The organism is Photorhabdus sp. RW14-46 (genome assembly GCF_963887965.1).
GTDB lineage: Bacteria > Pseudomonadota > Gammaproteobacteria > Enterobacterales > Enterobacteriaceae > Photorhabdus > Photorhabdus laumondii.
Genome location: NZ_CAWPHH010000009.1, coordinates 137,637 through 157,776, shown reverse-complemented (window position 1 = coordinate 157,776; position 20,140 = coordinate 137,637). Strand labels below are relative to the sequence as shown.

The window sequence follows — 20,140 nt, the reverse complement described above, 5'->3', positions numbered from 1 at the left end:
TGCTATAAACAATCAATCAATTTTATAGCGCTTATTAGGCAAACAGCGGCAACGCCATGATGATGGCATCTTCTTTACCTGTCGCAGTAGGATAGTAATGCTTACGAACAGAGACTTGGTTAAACCCTGCTTGTTCATACAATCTAATAGCAGAATGATTCGATTGTCTGACTTCAAGCCATAAGGTATTCACCCCTTTGCCCGGTAAAATTGACATTAAATACGCTAATAATGCTTTACCATAACCCTTACCTTGGTAGTCAGGATCAATAGCAATATTAAATAGGGTTGCTTCATCTAATATCACTTGGGTTATGGCAAAACCAATAAGTTGTTCATTAATCGCTATTTTATAATTCAAATACCGCTCCCCCTGATTACCGAAAAATGTTTTTTCACTCCACGGGAACGCGTGACTGGCTTTCTCAACCAGAAAAGCGGACGGGAGATCAGCGGGAGTTAATAGAGAAATGTTGTTCATGTTGAGAAATCTGTTGCCAAAGAGAACGTTTTGCCTGTCCATCACAATATAAATCATTTAATGCCGGGCTTCTCAAAGAAATTCCCGGCCATGATAGTGTAATATCCACCCCTAACAACCAATATGGGCACTTAACCTGTTCCGGTAACATCGCAACATTATTTGTTGTAATGCAGTAAACAGAGGATTTATCCAACCCCATAGCGGTGAAAATATCTATTAATAATGAATTAGTTAAATCAATGTGGTCATTGGTAATAATCAGCAGACGAGTGGTGTCAGGTAAGTGAACAGCTAATTCACCTTGCAAAACCGTAGGGTTACGTAAGGTCCATTGGGTAATCCCCAATTGAGCTAATAACCTGTCGCGCCGGGTTACCATATCTATATTACCTGCTGTAAAAAATAATCGGTAACATGTTATCAGAGGCCACGATCTGCGCCAATATTGGGTTGAGATTTATCACTATCTGATACTTGAGCACAGAACCATTGAAGGAGCTTATAGACAAATGTCTGCGTTAACCCCCGCCAGTGAAGTTATTTTACGTCACCGTGAGCAATTTAGCTCTCACCACCTGCTCTTCGCCGGTGATATTCAGGATACACTGGCAACCCAAATTGATGCTGCCAGTGTGCGAGTGCACACTAACCAATATCATCACTGGCAATCACTGATCCGCACGCTGGGTGAGAGTGCCTGGTTTGGCCTGGTAGCCGAAAAAGCATTTACTCAAGGTTGTGACACCCTGATCTACTACTGGCCTAAAAGTAAGCAGGAAGCTCGCTTTCAATTACGCAGCCTGTTCTCTGTTTTGCCAAAAGGTATCAATATTTTTATTGTCGGTGAAAACCGTAGCGGAGTACGTAGTGTAGACAAACTGATGGACGGCATGGCAACGTTTCGAAAAATCGATAGTGCCCGTCGTTGCAGCCTGTTCTACGGCCAGTTAGAACATGAGGTGCAGTTCGAACAGGATAACTGGTGGAACAGTTATCAGGTGGAAAACGTCATAGTGAATACGTTACCGGGTGTATTTAGCCAGGATGAATTGGATGTTGGTAGCCGTTTATTGCTTTCTACCTTTGACAAGCCTCTCTCCGGCAATTTACTGGATATCGCCTGTGGTGCGGGTGTACTGGCAGCGGTATTGGGTAAGAAAAACCCTGAGTTAGCACTGACGCTCAGTGATGTTAATGCAGCAGCGATTGCCTCCAGTAAAGCAACCTTAAAAGCCAATAAACTGGAAGGCCATGTTGTTGTCAGTAACGTTTATTCCAATATCGAAGATAAATTCGACTGGATTATCTCTAATCCTCCTTTTCATGAAGGATTAAAAACCAGTTTACTGGCAACCGATGATCTGATCCGCCAAGCTCCCAACCACCTCAAACCCGGAGGAAAATTGCGGATTGTTGCCAATGCTTTCCTACCTTATCCCGACTTACTGGATAAAACTTTTGGTACTCATGAAGTCATTGCTCAGACGGGGAAATTCAAGGTTTATCAGGCAACAAAAAAATTCTAATTGACTCAGCCTGTCCTTGATTCAAGGACAGGCCATCTTTGATAACAAACAAAGAGGCAACTTGAAAGATAACGGGTATAAATAAATAATGATTGACGTCGGCTACAAAACCTCTAAAATGCGCCTCCGTATTATCAATCAACAGATTGATAATGTCTGAATTTGCGAGGGTGGCGGAATTGGTAGACGCGCTAGCTTCAGGTGTTAGTGTCCTTACGGACGTGGGGGTTCAAGTCCCCCCCTTCGCACCAAATCAGACAACCGCTGATTGAATTCGGCCAGTTTAGATTAAGCAATAAAAAGTAAAATGACAGTACCTGCGAGGGTGGCGGAATTGGTAGACGCGCTAGCTTCAGGTGTTAGTGTCCTTACGGACGTGAGGGTTCAAGTCCCTCCTTTCGCACCAATCTGTCTGTTTTTCTTATCGAACTTCTCTCCATTTATTCTGCTATAAAACGTCAAAAACAACCCAGTCGATATGCTCCAGCCAATAAAGCACATAACACAGCAAACCCTGATGGTATTAATAGAAAATGGCGTGACTTCTGGTTTAGCAGCATAAATAGCGTCAGCAACATCGCTAATACTACCCCAATTTTAAACTGCTCAATTCCGGGATTGATGATGACGAATAGCATGCCAGCCAAGCTAGATAAACCTATTCCCCACAAGCTGGTGATACCCTGCCAGAAAAGCGATCTCTCTCTGTCTTTAACCCTGATCATAACTTGCACCCAGACAAATGATAATGATTACCAATATCATATACAAAAAAGCGTGAAGTACAAGTCAGTTGAAATAGCTAATCTGGCAGATCAAATCAATATCTTGTGACACCCGTTCAAACTATTACGATTCAACATACTACAGAGTTGAAAAACCGTGGTTCGAAAATATCACAAAGCACTAACTCAAGCACTCAATATTGGGATGACAATTACACAGAATTAAGAAGAAGGCCGCTTAATGCAACTAATCTCCCTTTCTCTTAAATCCAACTTTGGATATTCCAAACGACTGTGGGTAAGACCAGCTCTTATCATCATCTGTAAATAACCCAATGCAACTGCTGTAGGATCAATTACTTGAATCGGCATTCCTACAGCCTTCATCTCTTTGGATAAGTACTTTGCCATCCCCATCATGCCGGTACAACCTAATACTATGGCTGTTACCTGCTCTTCTTTAATCAGCTAACATGTGATTCATCATTAATTCTCCTATTAACTACATTGTTTCGCAAATCAATTAAGACAAACAATGAAAATAACAACCCCATAGCAATTATTGATGATACTACAATTGCTGAATTAAACAGTTTTCCAGTAAATGCCCATCCTGAAATAAGGACACTGAAACTGAAGAAAATAAGTCGAAAAAAAGTTAATAAGGATGATGCTGAACCAACTAATTCAGGGTGCAACGCCAAAGAACGAGAAAACACCATACTATATTGAAAAGCAGAACCTATACAGATAACGGCCATCGACAGTGTAAAAAGTATTGCAGATTCGGGATAAATATGACTAAATATCATTAATGAACCACAACCTATCAAACAAATTATAATACTCAAATAGATACAATTAGCTGATCCAATCTTTCTATTCAAAGCACCTGAATAAAATCCAGCCACCGACAAACATATTCCTAATATCGCTTGATGCACTGCAAATATGTAGTAACTCAATCCTATTTTATCTATATATAAAAAGGGAACAACAGATACATATGCAATACATGCAGATACTAATAGCCCAGGTGTAAAAGAATATATTAAGAAACGCGTATTGAATATAAGTTGGCAATAATTTTTGATGACCTTATTTACACTCAACTTTACCGTATTACGATTTGTTTCAGGAACGATGAACACAGCCATAAGAGAAAGAAAGCTCAGTAAAGCCACTAAGTGGTAGGTAAATCTCCAATTATAATGTGCAACAATAAGAGAACCCGCAATGGGAGCTATAATGAGGGCCATTGATATTGCCGCGTTGAGAATGCCAAAAACCTGTACTGATTCCTCATCTTTATAAATATCCGAACAAATTATAAACCCGACAATCCAAATAGCACTGCATCCTGCCCCTTGGATAAATCTAAATAAATACAATTGATTAAGATCAACCACGGTTGAACAACCTATGCTCCCAATAAAGAACAGAGTAGCGCCGATTAAAATTATTTTTCTTCGCCCATATGATTCTGAAAGTGGGCCGAAAATAGGTGTGAATATACATAACCCTAAGAAATTTACTATTAGAGTAAATTGCACTGCCGATTCAGTTGCAGAAAAAAAATTTAGCATTTGGGGAAATGCTGGCAAAGTGATATCAACTTCTATAAATGATGGAACCATTCCAATGATAAGTATTATTGGTAATAACCTTAATATTAACGGTGGCATAAATCAATTCACCTCTGAACATTATGAATCCTATCTAATATAAACACAAAAAGCTGCCATCAAACAACACCTATACCCGTTATCTTTCAAGTTGCCTCTTTGTTGGCTGCACTCACTCACCCCAGTCATATACTCCCGGGGATTCGCTCCCTTGCCGTCGCGATGCATCTTGAAATCCATAGGGTATATATTTCCCTTGGATTACTGTTTTGCTGAAAATTTTATCTGCAATTTATATTGCCTTTTTATCAACAAAAAAATTAAGGCCAGAGAATATCCGGCCTTAACTCTTTATTCCTTAACTCTTTATTCCTCAACCACCCAAAAATTACTTTAACTTCATCGCATCACGTATCGTGAAGAATAGATCTGTCTGGTCAGTCAGACCTACAACATTGGCTGCCTGAGGGCCATAAGCGGCCACTCGTAGCTGAGTACCCGTATGTTCCTGTTCCTTACCCTCAGAAGTACCGTAGCTAACTGCCATCACCGAACCATCTTTCGTGATTAATGCCTGAGTCAGCCCCGGAGATTTTATATCAGCTTCAATAATCTGACTGGCGTGAGCATGATCAGCGGTGACAATAACTAATGTATCACCGTGTTTACGCGCATATTTCAAACCAACTTGTACCGCCTCATCCAATGCGACAGTTTCACCAATCTGCCCACAAGGATTAGCTTTGTGATCCTGCTTATCAATCGAAGCGCTCTCCACTTGTAAGAAGAAACCTTTCTGATTTTCTTTCAACAGATCAATGGCTTTCTCCGTCATCTGTGCCAATGTCGGCGCATCAGGATTCCGTTTCGAGTTGACTTTACAAGTCACTGGGGGATTATCAATATTACCGTGATAAACGGCTTTAGGTCCTTCCCAAGCAATGTCCATATTGTCTTCATGGAACAAGCCCAACAACGGTTTTTTCTGATCCGCTCTAGTCACGGATGCCAGTGACTTAGCATCCCTGACCAACTGATAACCCTGTTCCTGTGCCTGCTGTTCCAACGTTTTATCCTTGCCAGTACCAACAACCGATTTCTGGGCGAAAATCTTGGCACCTCCACCTAATGTGATATCAGCACGAACCACTAATAATTGCTCGGTGATCGAACCACGCCCGCCATTTTCTAGCGCATTCGTTGGACATTTTTTTATCGTCTCTTGCGGACCATAACAGCCACGGTCAGTGACATGCGCATACAGTGCTGCTGGCGTGGCATCCTGCACCCTGGCCGTCGTTACGTTACCTGTTGCTTTACCATTCGCTTTTGCCAGCTCAAGCAGAGTTTGATGATCTTTACCAAATACATCAACACCCAATGCGCCATTATAGGTTTTTACACCAGAAGCCCAAGCGGTGGCAGAAGCGGCTGAATCCGTCGCATAGTTGGGTTTACGGCTCTTTTTATCCAGAGAATAGTGAGTGTATTGGCCGGTAAATGGCAAGCCATCAATTCCTTTGAAAAATCCACCCGCACCTTCTGCATAGTTACGGGCAATAGTAATCTCAGAATCTCCCATACCATCACCAATAAATAAAATAACATTTTTAGCTTTATGATTATTTATCGCCGCTTTTAATGCCTCAGTCTGATTTTGAGTCATACGGCGAGCACCACCAAATTCCGTAATATTACCTTTTACTGCCCGACCTTCCGCCATAATTTGATTTGCATTTTGATCATCAGCCGCCGATACCGGTAAGCTGACACTTGAAATTAAGGTTGAGACCATGACTGCAACCAAACTTTTCTTATACTTGTTTGACATTAAGGTTTCCTTATTAAAACGTAATCGGAGTAAAAATTATCTTTATCTGATAAAGGGATACTAAAGAAACTATGTGACAATTATGTGAAGAAAATAGAATTAACTTACCATTTCGTTACTAACGACCGTGTTCCATAGTACAAAGTTTCACACCACGAAATGTAATTGTGACCACTAGAAATTTCACTGGATTCAACCAGATAACCTTTCTGTAATAACGTCTGTTTCATGCGGCGATTATTATATAAAATACCTTCCAATTCCCCGCGATTGGTTTCAAATAATCCTGCCTGTAAATAGAAACGCAGTGGTTTTTTCTCTGCTTTAGCAAACTCACGGATCAACCATTCAGGCGCTTCTCCCTGAGGAGCCCACCAATATGAACCAGACATACTGAGAACATTGCCAAACAATTCAGGATGATTAAATGCCACCCATGAAGACGCCAATCCACCATAACTGGAACCTGAAATAATGGTACGCTCTGCCGGTGCTTTAATACCCTGAGCAGCCAGCCACGGTATTAATTCACTCGCCATAAATTCAGCAAAATTAGGATTAGGTGGTAATTCCTGACCTCGACGTGCACTATCCAGGCTATCAATAAACACCACATACATAGGTGGGATCTTGCCCTGTTCAATCAGGGAATCGAAAAATCTATCAATATAATACTGTTTACGGTAAATCTGCCCATCAAACAGCACCAACATAGCAGGCTGTTTCATCGGAGTAACCGGTTGATAAATCGCAATTTCTCGACTGTTGCCCAAAATCTTACTCTCAAGCTGATGAAGTTTAGTCGCTCCCTGAAAAGGCGATTGCTTAAATTGTGCGATATCACATAGAGTTGGCCTTAGTGCCAGCAATGAATCATGGTTAAACACATCCTCTGATACAGCCGGCACGACCTTTTTATTCAATGGATCGGCCTGTGCCGTAATCAAAATCGACCGACGCTGTTCGTCAGCCGTGCCTTCGACTCGCGGCAAATCCGGTGCCAATCTATATTGCATCAAAGTATCTGACGGAATGATATAGCTGCGAAACCAAACATCAGTACCAGCTAAATGTGACATCGGATCATGATCACCACTCGGTGCCCCCAGAATAAAGACATTCGCTTTTGCGCCGCGCCACAGGAAAGTGACTCGCTTATTTTTATCATCATAATCTTCAATTAACGGCGTACCCTTGCGGGTTATTTCCCGCCAGAAAGCATGGGTGCCTTTTCCTTGTGCGATTTCAGTTTGAAGTTGTTTCAGACGCAAACTTTCTGGCTGCTGCCGATAATCATTATCCTTGGGAATATAAGATGGAAATGACAATGTAAGCTGCCACGGTTCCCCTGTTTTGCCCTTGGCTGCCAACCGATATTTTCCTACCTGAGGAACGGTAAAGCCAATTGATTGACGAGCATCCACCGGGTTATCAGTAAATAGCGTACGAATATGTTGTTGATTACCCTTCTGTACCACCAATTTCTGCATACCCAATGCCGATCCACGTACATAATGTTCAGGCAGAATATTAAACTCAATACACGCTTCCCTCTGAGAATTAAAATTCCCAGTTATTGTTTGCTGATCTTGCTGAAATTTTATTTGGTGACACTGAGAAGCAAAGGCATTAAAGGAAGCCATAAGAGCACATATCATTATGTTTACTTTCATTTTTTTCTCTTCTTTAATTGTTGATTGTTGGTATTCAATTTTTTTAACACGGCAAATCATGCACTAAATTTTTATTTAATAATAAGAACAATTACTATTATTAATAGAATAAATTGTATGCTAACTTTCACTAATTACACGTAAATATGTCAAAACATTTCAGAGAAATGATTCTTTAACAAGATGCGATAGTTTATTAGCAGATATATAAATGGCTCGATACGTTGATATACCCGTCATCTTTCAAGTTGCCTCTTTGTTGGCTGCACTCACTCACCCCGGTCACATAGTTATCTATGCTCCCGGGGATTCGTTCCCTTGCCGTCGCAATCCATCTTGAAATCCATAGGGTATATAATATTAGTCAAACCATCCCACATATTAAAAAACAAAATAGAAAAACGGGATATAATCTATCCCGCCACTTCAAATTTGATAAAAATAAAACAAGTTAGTTGCATCTGAATTAAATACAGAACTCAACTAACATCAATAGAATCTAAAATCCCGCGGCTCATATTCTTAGCAAAATCCCAATCATATTGATCATATAGACGAGACAGAGCAACATAATGCGCTCCTGAATAGAACATTTCATATTGAGTATGACGTGATGCAAACTCAGAACCGATAGCATCCCACACTAATTTCAGTAATTTCACACGTTCAATGGGTGGCAGTAGAGTTGAATATTGTGTTTTTTCTATTAAGTCACGGATTTCTGGATTTGCTAAATCAATATAATTTGACGGTAACATAATCACACCACCACCAGAAAGTTTTCTGATGCTTTCTATCACCTTTGGATAAGTTGACTGTAATGCAACCTGACAAGCATATAGTTGTAATCGATTGGGAATATAGTACTCATTATGTCGATCAGGATTGCTAATTAAACCACGAAACAGCCCTTCAATATTAGTGGCATAGCAAGCAAGCTCAGCTAATGATTCACGAACAGCAGGAAACTCATTGACGCCTGTAGTTTCAGTAAGCTGATGAGCCAAACCCGTTAAGAAATGCAGCTTAACGGCATACCGAGCCATACCCTGAACATCCATTAAAACGTCAGCGCCAGTTGCCAGAAATTGCCGGCGACACATATCCGTATTTTTATAAACAAAAACTCTTTCCCACGGAACAAAAACATCGTCGAAATAAATGACTGCATCATTCTCATCAAACTGATGCGCTAAAGGGGAATCAAATTTATTACTGCCTGTTTCATAGGATTTTCTGGAAAGAATTTTTATTCCTTTAGTATTCAACGGTAATGCAAAAGATAGAGCATATTTATCATCAACGCCCTCTTTGAGTGGATTAAACACGCCAACAACCACTTCCTCTGCAAGGACAGCCGCTGTTCCTAACATCTTTGCCCCGCGAACAATTATTCCTTGCGGTTTCTCCTCCAATACACCAAGAGTATGAAAGACGTTTTTTATATGTTCACTGGGTGTTTTGGATCGATCACCTTGTGGATTGACTAATGTAAAAGCCAAATAAATATCTTTATCACGGGCATATGAATAGTAATTTTTTAATGCCTCAGCCCTATCCTTAGAATATTCCTCAAAGACTTCCAGGTAAGTCATCATTCCGGTCAGAGCAGCAGAAACATGATCTGGGCTTCTACCTAACCAACCACAACTCTGCATTGCCCAGGCATACGCCGCCTCACCTCTGGCAATTAATTTCTCTCGGGTAGTAGGAAGTTCCCAATATAAACCAACGCGCTTACCACCAGATGTTTCGAACGTCATCTGATCAGCGTGTGCTGCCTGATAATCATAAAGTGAAGCTACGGTTCTAATTGCATTCCGAAAAGCAGGGTGATCCACGTGATTAGTGATCTTTTCTCCATTCAGAAAAATAGTTCTTCCATCACGCAAGCTTTCAATATATTCCTCACCAGTTCTAGACATTAACAATTTCCTCCGAAATATATCCGTTATCTTTCAAATTGCCTCTTTGTTGGCTGCACTCTCTCACCCCGGTCACATCGTTCTCTATGCTCCCGGGGATTCGCTCCCTTGCCGTCGCGATCCATCTTGAAATCCATTGGGTATAGAATTGATTTTAGGTAAATCGATCTTCAAAGGCATGACAATTCCTTGCCCTATTGTCGGGCATTGCCATTTAAGGGCCGGTTGCCGGCTCCGGTATCATAATCCCACGCTGTACTGCGGGCCTTAAGGCAATACGATCATGCCAAGCACTTAAATATTCATGATGACTAAAATCAAAGTCAATAATTCTGGCAATATGGGTCCAGCCAAAATTAGCAATATCAGCAATGGAGTACTCATCTCCGGCGAAAAAGGGGCGATCACTAAGCCGTTTATTCAACGTAGAGAAAGCCTCTTCCGTTAAGCGACGATATCGTTGTATAGCCATATGATTTTTTTCAGTTACAAATAATTCAAAATGAACCCGTTGTCCCAATATTGGCCCGACGCTGGAAGAATGAAATGTTAGCCATGTAATCGCTTCCCAACGGCTTTTAAAATCCTCCGGCAACAGTTGCTGAGTTTTCGATGCCAGATAAAGCAGAATCGCCGACGATTCAAAAAGGGTCGTCTCAGTACTTTCATCAACAAGTACGGGTATACGCCCGTGAGGGTTTAATTGTAAAAACTCAAGCTCCCTATTTTCACCCTTTTCAATTCGTACATGCTTTAATGTGTATGGCAATCCCAACTCTTCCAAAGCAATTGTGATCTTATAGCCATTTGGTGAACTATCAGTGTATAAGTAGATCATCTCTATACCCGTTATCTTTCAAGTTGCCTCTTTGTTGACTGCACTCTCTTGCCGTCGCGATGCCTCTTGAAATCCATAGGGTATATATCTCCCCTCAAGACAAACGCTTAATAATTTAACTGCTAAAATATCACTCGCATTTAAAATATTACTAATAGAGAGCCAGCATTCAATTTCTCTCTATACCCGTCATCTTTCAAGTTGCCTCTTTGTTGGCTGCACTCGCTCACCCCAGTCACATAGTTATCTATGCTCCCGGGGATTCGCTCCCTTGCCGCCGCGATGCATCTTGAAATCCATAGGGTATATACCGCTAACTAAATGAAAATAACATTAATTCTCAGAAATTGAAAATGAATATCACGGTGTTCCTTTCTACACGCATAAATTACATTTATTGATTTATTGTGTTGTCAGTAAAGAATGCGAACATAAAAGTACACAAGAAAACTATTTATCTTCTTGTGGATCAATTAATCGTGAAAAACCGCAATGACATATCACAATGACTCAGATTGGTTCCAAGCTAATGAACATTCTCCCACGCAATCGTCAGACAAATTAGATTGCTCAACAAGCCAATCAATAATATTAACAATTTCAGGTCGGAACAAGGTTTCTGGCAATGTCACCGCATAATAAGCAAATCGGGAAGGCCATTTTTTTTCCAGTGCAACGTTAAGCCGACCGGAACGCAATTCCTCTTCAACGCAAAATTCAGGCACCAATGCTAAACCCTGACCGGTTAAAGCGGCGCGAGCCAGTAAAAAATCATCTTCGAAACTGGAGCCCTGTCTTGCTTTCGCCCCTTCATTAATTCCGTGTGCTTTTAACCATAAATGCCAATCAGATCTATCTGAATCCTGTAACAAAGGGTAATTCAGACAATCTTCAACATGGTTTATCGGTGGTCCTGATCCTAAAAGTTCCGGCGTACCCACGGGAATTAATACCGGTGCAATTAACCTGGTAGATATTAAACTTGGGTAATTACCAAGCCCATGCCGTACAGCAATGTCTGTAGAACTTCTTTTTAGGTCTACCAATTCATTGGAAGCTTCTATATTAACTTCAATATTAGGATATTTCTCATTAAAATTTTTTAGTCTGGGAATCAGCCACGATGCGGCAAATGACGAAGTGGTATTTATAGAGACTTTATGTTCGAACTGCATTGCTTTAAGAGACTTAATAGATTTGTCAATATTATCAAACGAAAGTAATAACGTCTCATAAACCCGATCCGCTTTAGCCGTAAGCTTTATACCTTTAGGCGTTCTTAAAAACAGCGCAAAACCAATTCTATCCTCCAAAATACGAATCTGTTGACTGACCGCCCCAGGAGATACACCCATTGCAGCCGCCGCAGCTTTAACACTGCCCCGTCGACCAACTTCAGTAAAAGCTCTGAGAGCTAACAGAGGCAAAATAGAACTCATATTTTATTCTCCAGTGTGCACTGTATGTCCTCTATACCCTTGGATTTCAAGATGCATCGCGACGGCAAGGGAGCAAATCCCCGGGAGCATAAAGAACGATGTGACCGGGGTGAGTGAGTGCAGCCAACAAAGAGGCAACTTGAAAAATGACGAGTATATATGACAAAGATACTACCATGCCAATTACAGATATCAATATATAAAACTGAACTTCAACACCCATACGGGAAAATGGTAAATGTAAACAGAATAAGACATGCAAATTTAGAAAAACTACGGTTGGCGTTTAAATAATATAGCTTTAATTCACTTACTTTTAATGCTAGTTTCTCGATAATTATTAATAACTGAAATAATTATTCAAGTCAGCTAAATGTTAAAATAGCATTGAGGATTTATTATGTTCAATTATTCAAAGCATAAGACGTATACTAATTTATTCAAGGAGAACAAAATCAGCATCGGCATGTTTTTACCTCTCAGAGCGTTAAATCAAGAAGCTGATATTAAACCTGAAATCGATCTCATTCGTGAAATCGAACAACAAAACTTTTCCGCCATTTGGCTAAGAGATATCCCGCTGTTCGATCCCAATTTTGGCGATATAGGTCAGGGCTTCGATCCATTTGTCTATGCCGCCTGGCTAGCCGCATTAACCAGCAAAATCGCCATCGGTTTCGGCAGTGCCATATTTACGCTGCGACACCCCATCGATTTAGCCAAGAAAGCAACGTCTATTGATCAATTATCAAATGGCCGGTTAATACTGGGTGTCGCCGCAGGAGACAGAATGTCAGAATTCCCTGCCTATAACATACCTTATAATGAAAAAGGGATGCGGTTTGTCGAATCAATCAATATGTTCAGAGCGCTGTTGGATAACAACAATCGCACCATTAATAGCCCATTAGGTTATATTGATGGGAATTTACGCCTAATACCCAAGGCGGTCAATGATTTTATCCCCCTGATAGTCACTGGGCGTGGGCAACAAGATATTAAATGGATCGCGGAAAATTCGGATGGATGGTTTACCTATCCTATTCAAACCCATAATAAAGAGGGCGTCGCCAAACTCGGTAAGAATATTAGCGAATTTAGAAAAAATATCCCAGGAAATATGTTCAAACCGCACTTAACTAATGAATGGATTGATTTAGTTGAGGATAAATATTATCCCAGAACCCCCACGAATGGCGGATTTATCCTGAAAACCGGCCGCCTGGGGCTGATTGAATTGTTGGAAGAGTGGCAAGAAGTCGGAGTTAATCACGCCGCTCTTGGTATTCAGTACGGCAAAAGGCCCCCTAAAGAGGTTATTCAAGAAATCGGTGAAGAAGTATTACCTGCTTTTATCTAAAAAAATAAAAAAATTATTACTAATAAAAGTTTAAATATTTAAGGAATTTTACATGAACCAGGTGGAATACGATATCATAGGCGTAGGATTTGGGCCATCCAATATTTCATTAGCGATAACACTGGAGGAAGAATTACCCCATAAAAAAGTGCTTTTCTTTGAAAAAGAGCCATCATGCGAATGGCAGGCCGGGCTGTTATTAACAAATTCCGATATCCAAAACCACCCTTTACGGGATCTTGCGACACCAAGAAACCCCAAAAGCCACTATTCATTCATCAATTACCTGTTTGAAAATAACAGGTTATTTGAACATTTAAACTTGGGATTATATTTTCCATATCGTTATGAATACCGCGACTATATCAAATGGGCGGCCAAACATTTCGATAAAGTCGTTCGCTATTCAACATCGATAACATCCGTGAAAATTATTGATCATTATCATGGGGAAAATACACTCATTGAAGTCAAAACAGATGGAGGAGAAACCTATCAATGTAAAAACCTGATAGTCGGAACAGGAAGAACCCCCTATATTCCTTTATCTCTGCGACAACTTGACCATAACCATTTAATTCACGGTGCAGAATTTAACAACATTATTAGTCATATTTCCAGTGGGAAAGTAAAAAGTATCGCGGTAGTCGGTGGCAGTCAATCTGCTATCGAAATCATGATATTTTTAGCAGACAAATTTCCTTACCTTGAAATTCACGGTGTATCAAGGAAATTTGGCTACCGACTGAAAGATACCTCGCCATTTACAGGTGAAGTTTATTTTCCTGAATTTGTAGATACATTTTTCAACAGTAAAGAGGAGCATAAAGCGAGATTAAAAAGAGATTTAAATCTGACAAACTACTCTGCCTCCGATGGTGATGTTCTCGATGAACTTTATCGGACTATCTATAGAGATAAATATTTTGGTCAGCATAAAATCAAAATTCATAACTCTGCGGATATTGTTGAATCTAGCGTGAAAGATTCCATTGTTTCATTACAAATAGTAAAAAATCATGGGTTAGAAGAAACATATCAAATAGATGTCGATATGGTTGTCTCCGCCACAGGTTTTAAAGATATTGGCAGGGAGGAATATCAGGAAATCTGTCCACCTCTTCTGGCAGAACTCTATCCATTAATGAGTAAAAATAGCCATAACGGGATCATCATCAACAGGGATTATAAGATAGATCTGATTAATGCTACCGATATAGGCATTTATCTAAACGGATTATGTGAATCTTCACACGGCTTAGGTGATGCCGGCTCATTGAGTTTAGTTTCTATTAGATCCAAACACATTATTGATTCTATCGAAAAAAATATAAAAATTAAAAGATCTATTCATAATAAAAATAAAATCGAGGCTTAAAATGAATAAGGTTAATATTCACACCACAATACCAGGTCCCTTTTCAAAAATCGCATTAGCAAAACAGCTAGAGCAAGAATCAAGTGCTGTGTCATACCCTAAAAGAATTCAGATTTCGCTAGAAAAAGGCAATGGTTGTTATGTTCAGGATATCGACGGTAATGTATTTATTGATTTTTTATCCGGTGCCGGCTCTTTACCTCTGGGACACTCTCACCCTGAATTAATTGCCGAAGTAAATGCACAAGTATCAAAACTCTGTTTGGGCTTGGATTTTCCCACGCCTGCCAAAGAACTTTTTACCGAAGCGCATTTAAGTATGCTACCTGAAAGCCTGCGCAACAAATACAAAATACATTTTTGTGGGCCAACAGGTGCGGATGCCATTGAAGCAGCCATTAAGCTGGCAAAAATAGCTACCGGAGCTGACGAAATTATTAGTTTCAGGGGTGGCTATCATGGATGTACCCATGCTGCTATTGCCGTTACTGGCAATAGAAGTATGAAGAAAAATATTCTGGGAAAAATGCCGGGCGTCCATTTTTTCCCCTATGGCTCAGAATCTCAATCTTCGGAAAGTTGGGTACTCAATTCAGATCATCTTGATGCCGGATTATATCTTGAATCCGCCTTAAATGATGCAAACTCTGGGTTAGGAAATATTGCCGCAATCATTCTGGAGCTTATTCAAGGTGAAGGTGGCGTTTATTCTGCACAAAAATCATTCGTAGACAGTATTATCCGTGTTTCAAAGACATATTCTATTCCGGTTATTATTGACGAGATCCAAACCGGTTGTGGCAGGACCGGAACCTGGTATGCTTTTGAACAGTACGCAATTGAGCCTGATATATTTGTTACCTCAAAAGGCACCAGCGGAATAGGGTTACCCTCTTCCCTTATGTTCTATAAGAAAGATTTCAATAATTGGACATCAGGTATTCATATTGGCACATTTAGAGGAAATCAGTTGGCATTCGCCTCAGGTACAAAAGCCATTGAAATAATAAAGCGTGATAATTTATTAGAGAATGTCAAACAGAAATCAATACAAATTAAAAAGCATCTCGCCGCGTTGAAAAATAATTTTAACATCATTGGTGAAATTCGTGGTAAAGGCTTGATGCTAGGTGTTGAAATTCTTAACGCCAGCACAGGTAAAGCATGTGAAATAACAGCAAAACATATTCAAAAAATAGCATTAAATAAAGGATTAATAACAGAATTAGGTGGCAGAAACGATACGGTATTACGTATTCTTCCGCCACTCAATGTGAGTAGTGATACCATTGAAGAAGCCATAGAGATTCTTCGAAATACATTTCGAGCCTATATGAATGAATTTCAACTTTTAGAGGAAGGTGTATGATGAATATTATTCGTAAAATGGATTGGGATTCAATGGTTCATGAATATGATCTGGACGGTTCAAGACTTTTACCGTGGGAGGGGCTAAATACGCCATTTGGCGGTGCATGGTGTATTGTACGACCAGAAACCAAAAGTTTCCGCCATTCCCACAATGAATATGAATTATTTATTGTTATCCAAGGTAATGCCATTATAAGAATAAATGACGAAGATTTTCCTGTCACCAAAGGGGATTTAATTATTATTCCATTAGACTCTGAACATCATGTAATAAATAACAATCAGGAAGATTTCCACTTTTACACAATATGGTGGGACAAGGAAAGTACATTGAACTTTCTTACCCGATTAGAGCAGGATTAATAATGAATAAATACATTGTCACCATTACGCCGCCAACACCAAATGGCGATCTGCACGTTGGTCATATAGCAGGACCATTTTTAAGTGCAGATATATTTACTCGCACTCAGCGTTTAAAGGGTAAAAAGTGTTATCTGATATCCTATTCAGATGATTATCAATCTTATTTACAGCGCAAAGCAGAAGAAATAGGCATAAGTGCACCAGCACTGGCAAAAGAGAATTCGAAAAAAATACAGGAATCATTGATCTTAATTGATATAAAACTGGATCATTGGCTAGAGTCATACGATAACCGCTATTTTGAAGATGCCGTCAAGATGCTCTATCACTCTTGTTTGGACCAAGGCATTATTGCACCAAAGGTGAGTTTAGAACCTTATTGCGAAAAATGTGAAAAATGGGGCTATGAAGCCTTTGCCAGAGGTGAATGTAATCATTGTGGTGAAAGCTCAGATCCAAGCCAATGTGAATCCTGCGCAATGGCACCGGACGCATTTGAAATGAAAAATTTGCGCTGTATTTTGTGCAATGAAAACGTTGTTTATAAACATGTTGAGCGCAACTTTCTATTACTGCCGGTAATTGCCGAAAAATTAAAAGAGAAAATTCTTAGTTCTCCTATGAGGCCACAATTAACAGCATGGGTCGAGGAAGTTTTTGCGCATGGTATAAAAGAGTGGGGCGTGACTCGCCCCAATGAATCAGGGCTGAAACTCTATTCTGATGAAAATCACCGTATTCATACCTGGTTTATGGGATTAGCCGGATATTTAGCAACACTGAAAGAGCTTTCTGAAAAAAACGCCGATACAGAGAGTCCTTATGACCTTATTTATGATGATAATACTTGCATGGTCAATTTTTTAGGTATGGATTGTTCTTACAGCCATATTCTTGCATACCCGGCTCAAATATTATTGAACGATGAATTACACTTTAAACATGCTTTCTATACTAACTTTTTCTTAAAATTAGATGGAAAAGATTTTTCAACCAGCCGCAATCATGCGATTTGGGTGAAAGATATCGTCAAAAATGCCTGTTCTGACAGTGTCAGGTTCTATGTCTCTCTAATATCGCCAGAACACGCTTCTGAAAATTTTGTCGTAGAAGAGTTCTGGACATGGCGGAATCATATCTTTAATTATCTGCTGCCCAAAATATCTGATAATTTGGAAAAAATGAATTCTGATAATATTACTAGCCCTATCGTATTATCAGAATCAGAAACAAAAATTATCGAAAGATGGCAAACCTATTCCAGATACGATAATTTTTCGATTAAGGAAATTGCCGCTGAATTAATGGAGATGTTAGATTTATTAAACGCAAAATTAAATTACAATATTTTAGATAAGAATCTTGCTATTTTATTTGCAATTTTGTCTGAACCAATAATACCCAAAACATCCCAAAAATTAAAAGAATATATTACTCACCATGATATAGAGGCTTTCTGTTCATTGCTAAATTTATCAAGACCAGGTGTTTGATTATGCAAACAGATAAAACCATACGAATTACCATTATAGGAGGGGGAATAGTTGGCGCAACAGTTGCTGCAAACTTGGCATTGAAAGGACTCAATGTCTCCCTCATTGAGCAAGAGACTATTGGCGGTAATGGCGCGACTAAATTCTCCGGTGCATTATTCCGCGTACATGATCCTGATCCGGAAATTGCCAGGCTCACACGAAGAAGTGTCGAGCTAATGCAAGAGAGTCAGGTAGGAAAAATATTTAAAAAAACGCTCAAACAGACAGGTATTATTTATGCCGCCGAACTCAATCAGAAAAATATTGAATTAGTCAAAACAAGTATCAGGGATTATAGCGACAGTCTCTATCCTTTAGAGCTCATATCCGCCGAAAAAGCTTTCGAATTAACCAATGGATGTTATTCCAAACATAACAACCGAATTATCCTTTTTGAGCCCAATGGCGGATTTGGCTATATTAGACATACAGCCTCAAACTTAGCACAAGTTGTTAGAGATACGGGGAATCTAGTATTAGAGAATACCAAAGTACATGCAATAACAACCGAAAATGGTAAAGCCATCGTTCAACTTGCTCACTCAACCATTGAAGCGGACTATATTGTTTTAGCCATCGGTGCATGGACAAAAACACTGGCATATAAACTGCCCGTTAATGCTAAAAGTATCCCTCTGGCAAATATCCGTACCTCCTACAGTACAAATATGCCAATTATAGATACCGAAACCGGCACGCATATCGTGCCACTTGCTGAATATTTCTATCAAGCCGGATCTAAGATTAGAAATGCTGCCGAGACACCAGAAGATATAGAATATAATGATAATATTATTGAAAACGATATCAGCGAAAGGCTCCTAAAATCAAAATTTAAACATGAGCCAAGCAATATTCTCTCTATCATTAAAGGATATGATTCATATACACCAGATGAACGCCCTATTCTTGACTTTATCGATGAAGAAAAGAGATGTTTTGTTGCGGCTGGATTCTGTGGTATAGGATATAAAATCGCTTTAGCGGTGTCTGAGATTATTACATTAAACCTATTGCCAACTGAACTTTCGACTGATTTTCTCAAACAGAAAAATCAGATTTTCTCCTATTCACGATTTACTTATTAAGATAAATAAAATGAATAGCAAGCTTATTTGTGGCATTTCCGCCATTTTAGATCCTGAGAGATCGGTACATGCATTAACTGTCATGCGTGCTATTGAGATATTTAAAGATCTACATAACAATAGCACACTGGAATTTATATTCAGTGAAGATTATGGCTCAATTGAAGGAGGTGCTAAAGCAGCACACTATAATATTGAGAACAATGTCGATATGGTCATAGGTCATTTTTCAAGTAACGCGGCAATAGGTGCGGCGGAAGTCTACTCACATCATAACATTCCTGTTCTGTTACCTACTGCAACTGAAACTACCTTGACCATAAGAAATAGCAATATATTCAGAATTTGCTTCAATAATAAAAATATTGCCCATGCACTTACTGTATTAACAAAAGAAGATGGAGATCACTATTATGAAATAAAAACCGATGGCTCAAAATATAGTGATAATCTGGCAGAAGATATTCGCAGAATGTTGAGCAGAGACGATGCTGCGGTAAAACCCAATGACAATACCGATCAAATTATTTTTATTGGTACTATCGGTAAAAGTGAAAAATTTCTTCATCATTATTTCTCTGAAAAGAAAAATGGACAAATTATCCTTACTGATGATGCTGCATGCAAGCAACTTAATTTGCCAGAAAATGTGGAAAATGGACAAATTACCGGTATCGGATTTGCTCCAGTCGAATTCATTAACCCACTGGAATCCTGTATCCAACACTATATCCAACAATACCACCAATTCCCTAACATCTTCTTTCTTGAAACCTTTGCCGCATTGGAGATTGCCCATCAATTAGCGATTCCCGATAAATTATTAAATCGTTTGAATAGAGAGACATTCCAGACAATCCTCGGCCATATTAAGTTCATTAAAGGGGAATGCTCAGCCGCTAAATTATGTTTATGGATGAATGAGAACTCCATTATGAAGCCACGCTATATTTTACCCATTAATTCGAGAGCTTAA

The 20,140-nt window shown here is 39.5% G+C and carries 19 protein-coding genes and 2 tRNA genes; 11 read left to right on the top strand and 10 right to left on the bottom strand.

The annotated features are described in order from the left end of the window. Positions 1-34 precede the first annotated feature (34 nt). Positions 35-481 carry a ribosomal protein S18-alanine N-acetyltransferase gene (gene rimI, locus AACQ38_RS10550; protein ID WP_011148347.1) on the bottom strand — a complete coding sequence of 149 codons (447 nt, stop codon included), beginning with the start codon at positions 479-481 and terminating at the stop codon, positions 35-37. Then, positions 450-863 carry a DNA polymerase III subunit psi gene (locus AACQ38_RS10545; protein ID WP_011148348.1) on the bottom strand — a complete coding sequence of 138 codons (414 nt, stop codon included), beginning with the start codon at positions 861-863 and terminating at the stop codon, positions 450-452. The genes rimI and AACQ38_RS10545 overlap by 32 nt, the downstream gene beginning before the upstream one ends. Positions 864-993: 130 nt before the next feature. Between AACQ38_RS10545 and rsmC the strand changes: the two genes are divergently transcribed. The 3 genes from rsmC (at position 994) to AACQ38_RS10530 (ending at position 2,416) form a co-directional block, all read left to right on the top strand. Beyond that, the gene (gene rsmC, locus AACQ38_RS10540) at positions 994-2,010 is read left to right on the top strand and encodes a 16S rRNA (guanine(1207)-N(2))-methyltransferase RsmC (RefSeq protein ID WP_011148349.1); all 1,017 of its coding nucleotides are present in this window, start codon (positions 994-996) and stop codon (positions 2,008-2,010) included. 164 nt (positions 2,011-2,174) lie between these two features. Beyond that, positions 2,175-2,261, top strand: a tRNA-Leu gene (locus AACQ38_RS10535). Positions 2,262-2,329: 68 nt separating this feature from the next. Continuing rightward, positions 2,330-2,416 (top strand) — tRNA-Leu (locus AACQ38_RS10530). Between the two features lie 52 nt (positions 2,417-2,468). Here AACQ38_RS10530 and AACQ38_RS10525 read toward each other — a convergent pair. The 8 genes from AACQ38_RS10525 to AACQ38_RS10490 form a co-directional block, all read right to left on the bottom strand. Then, positions 2,469-2,735 (bottom strand): DUF1435 family protein, encoded by a 267-nt coding sequence (locus tag AACQ38_RS10525; RefSeq protein ID WP_041380391.1) that lies wholly within the window; start codon positions 2,733-2,735, stop codon positions 2,469-2,471. Between the two features lie 222 nt (positions 2,736-2,957). Next, the gene (locus AACQ38_RS10520; RefSeq protein WP_255562340.1) at positions 2,958-3,200 is read right to left on the bottom strand and encodes an aspartate/glutamate racemase family protein; all 243 of its coding nucleotides are present in this window, start codon (positions 3,198-3,200) and stop codon (positions 2,958-2,960) included. Further along, entirely contained in the window at positions 3,200-4,420 is a 1,221-nt protein-coding gene (locus tag AACQ38_RS10515; protein WP_165578073.1) for an MFS transporter, read from the bottom strand. Before AACQ38_RS10515 ends, AACQ38_RS10520 begins: the two co-directional genes overlap by 1 nt. A 328-nt stretch (positions 4,421-4,748) precedes the next feature. After that, entirely contained in the window at positions 4,749-6,191 is a 1,443-nt protein-coding gene (gene phoA, locus AACQ38_RS10510) for an alkaline phosphatase (RefSeq protein WP_165578072.1), read from the bottom strand. Positions 6,192-6,295: 104 nt separating this feature from the next. After that, complete coding sequence (locus tag AACQ38_RS10505; protein WP_207631834.1) at positions 6,296-7,864, bottom strand: alpha/beta hydrolase-fold protein; 1,569 nt, start codon at positions 7,862-7,864, stop codon at positions 6,296-6,298. Positions 7,865-8,343: 479 nt separating this feature from the next. After that, the gene (locus AACQ38_RS10500) at positions 8,344-9,789 is read right to left on the bottom strand and encodes a 4-hydroxyphenylacetate 3-hydroxylase family protein (protein WP_011148355.1); all 1,446 of its coding nucleotides are present in this window, start codon (positions 9,787-9,789) and stop codon (positions 8,344-8,346) included. 214 nt (positions 9,790-10,003) lie between these two features. After that, on the bottom strand, positions 10,004-10,627 hold the full coding sequence (locus AACQ38_RS10495) for a glutathione S-transferase family protein (RefSeq protein ID WP_011148356.1): 624 nt from the start codon (positions 10,625-10,627) through the stop codon (positions 10,004-10,006). 500 nt (positions 10,628-11,127) lie between these two features. Then, on the bottom strand, positions 11,128-12,066 hold the full coding sequence (locus AACQ38_RS10490) for a LysR substrate-binding domain-containing protein (RefSeq protein WP_109791852.1): 939 nt from the start codon (positions 12,064-12,066) through the stop codon (positions 11,128-11,130). 13 nt (positions 12,067-12,079) lie between these two features. Here AACQ38_RS10490 and AACQ38_RS10485 point away from each other — a divergent pair, with 13 nt between their 5' ends. The 8 genes from AACQ38_RS10485 (at position 12,080) to AACQ38_RS10450 (ending at position 20,140) form a co-directional block, all read left to right on the top strand. After that, a complete protein-coding gene (locus AACQ38_RS10485; RefSeq protein WP_158538194.1) occupies positions 12,080-12,229 on the top strand; it encodes a hypothetical protein in 150 nt (49 codons plus the stop codon). A 237-nt stretch (positions 12,230-12,466) separates the two neighbouring features. Then, positions 12,467-13,426, top strand: a complete 960-nt coding sequence (locus AACQ38_RS10480; RefSeq protein ID WP_165578070.1) for an LLM class oxidoreductase — start codon at positions 12,467-12,469, stop codon at positions 13,424-13,426. A gap of 52 nt (positions 13,427-13,478) precedes the next feature. After that, a complete protein-coding gene (locus AACQ38_RS10475; protein ID WP_165578069.1) occupies positions 13,479-14,804 on the top strand; it encodes a lysine N(6)-hydroxylase/L-ornithine N(5)-oxygenase family protein in 1,326 nt (441 codons plus the stop codon). 1 nt (position 14,805) lies between these two features. Continuing rightward, the gene (locus AACQ38_RS10470; RefSeq protein ID WP_165578068.1) at positions 14,806-16,173 is read left to right on the top strand and encodes an aspartate aminotransferase family protein; all 1,368 of its coding nucleotides are present in this window, start codon (positions 14,806-14,808) and stop codon (positions 16,171-16,173) included. After that, complete coding sequence (locus AACQ38_RS10465) at positions 16,170-16,538, top strand: cupin domain-containing protein (protein WP_011148361.1); 369 nt, start codon at positions 16,170-16,172, stop codon at positions 16,536-16,538. The genes AACQ38_RS10470 and AACQ38_RS10465 overlap by 4 nt, the downstream gene beginning before the upstream one ends. Positions 16,539-16,540: 2 nt before the next feature. After that, a complete protein-coding gene (locus AACQ38_RS10460) occupies positions 16,541-18,034 on the top strand; it encodes a methionine--tRNA ligase (RefSeq protein WP_011148362.1) in 1,494 nt (497 codons plus the stop codon). 2 nt (positions 18,035-18,036) lie between these two features. Further along, complete coding sequence (locus tag AACQ38_RS10455; protein WP_165578067.1) at positions 18,037-19,164, top strand: NAD(P)/FAD-dependent oxidoreductase; 1,128 nt, start codon at positions 18,037-18,039, stop codon at positions 19,162-19,164. Between the two features lie 10 nt (positions 19,165-19,174). Then, positions 19,175-20,140 carry an ABC transporter substrate-binding protein gene (locus AACQ38_RS10450; protein ID WP_165578066.1) on the top strand — a complete coding sequence of 322 codons (966 nt, stop codon included), beginning with the start codon at positions 19,175-19,177 and terminating at the stop codon, positions 20,138-20,140.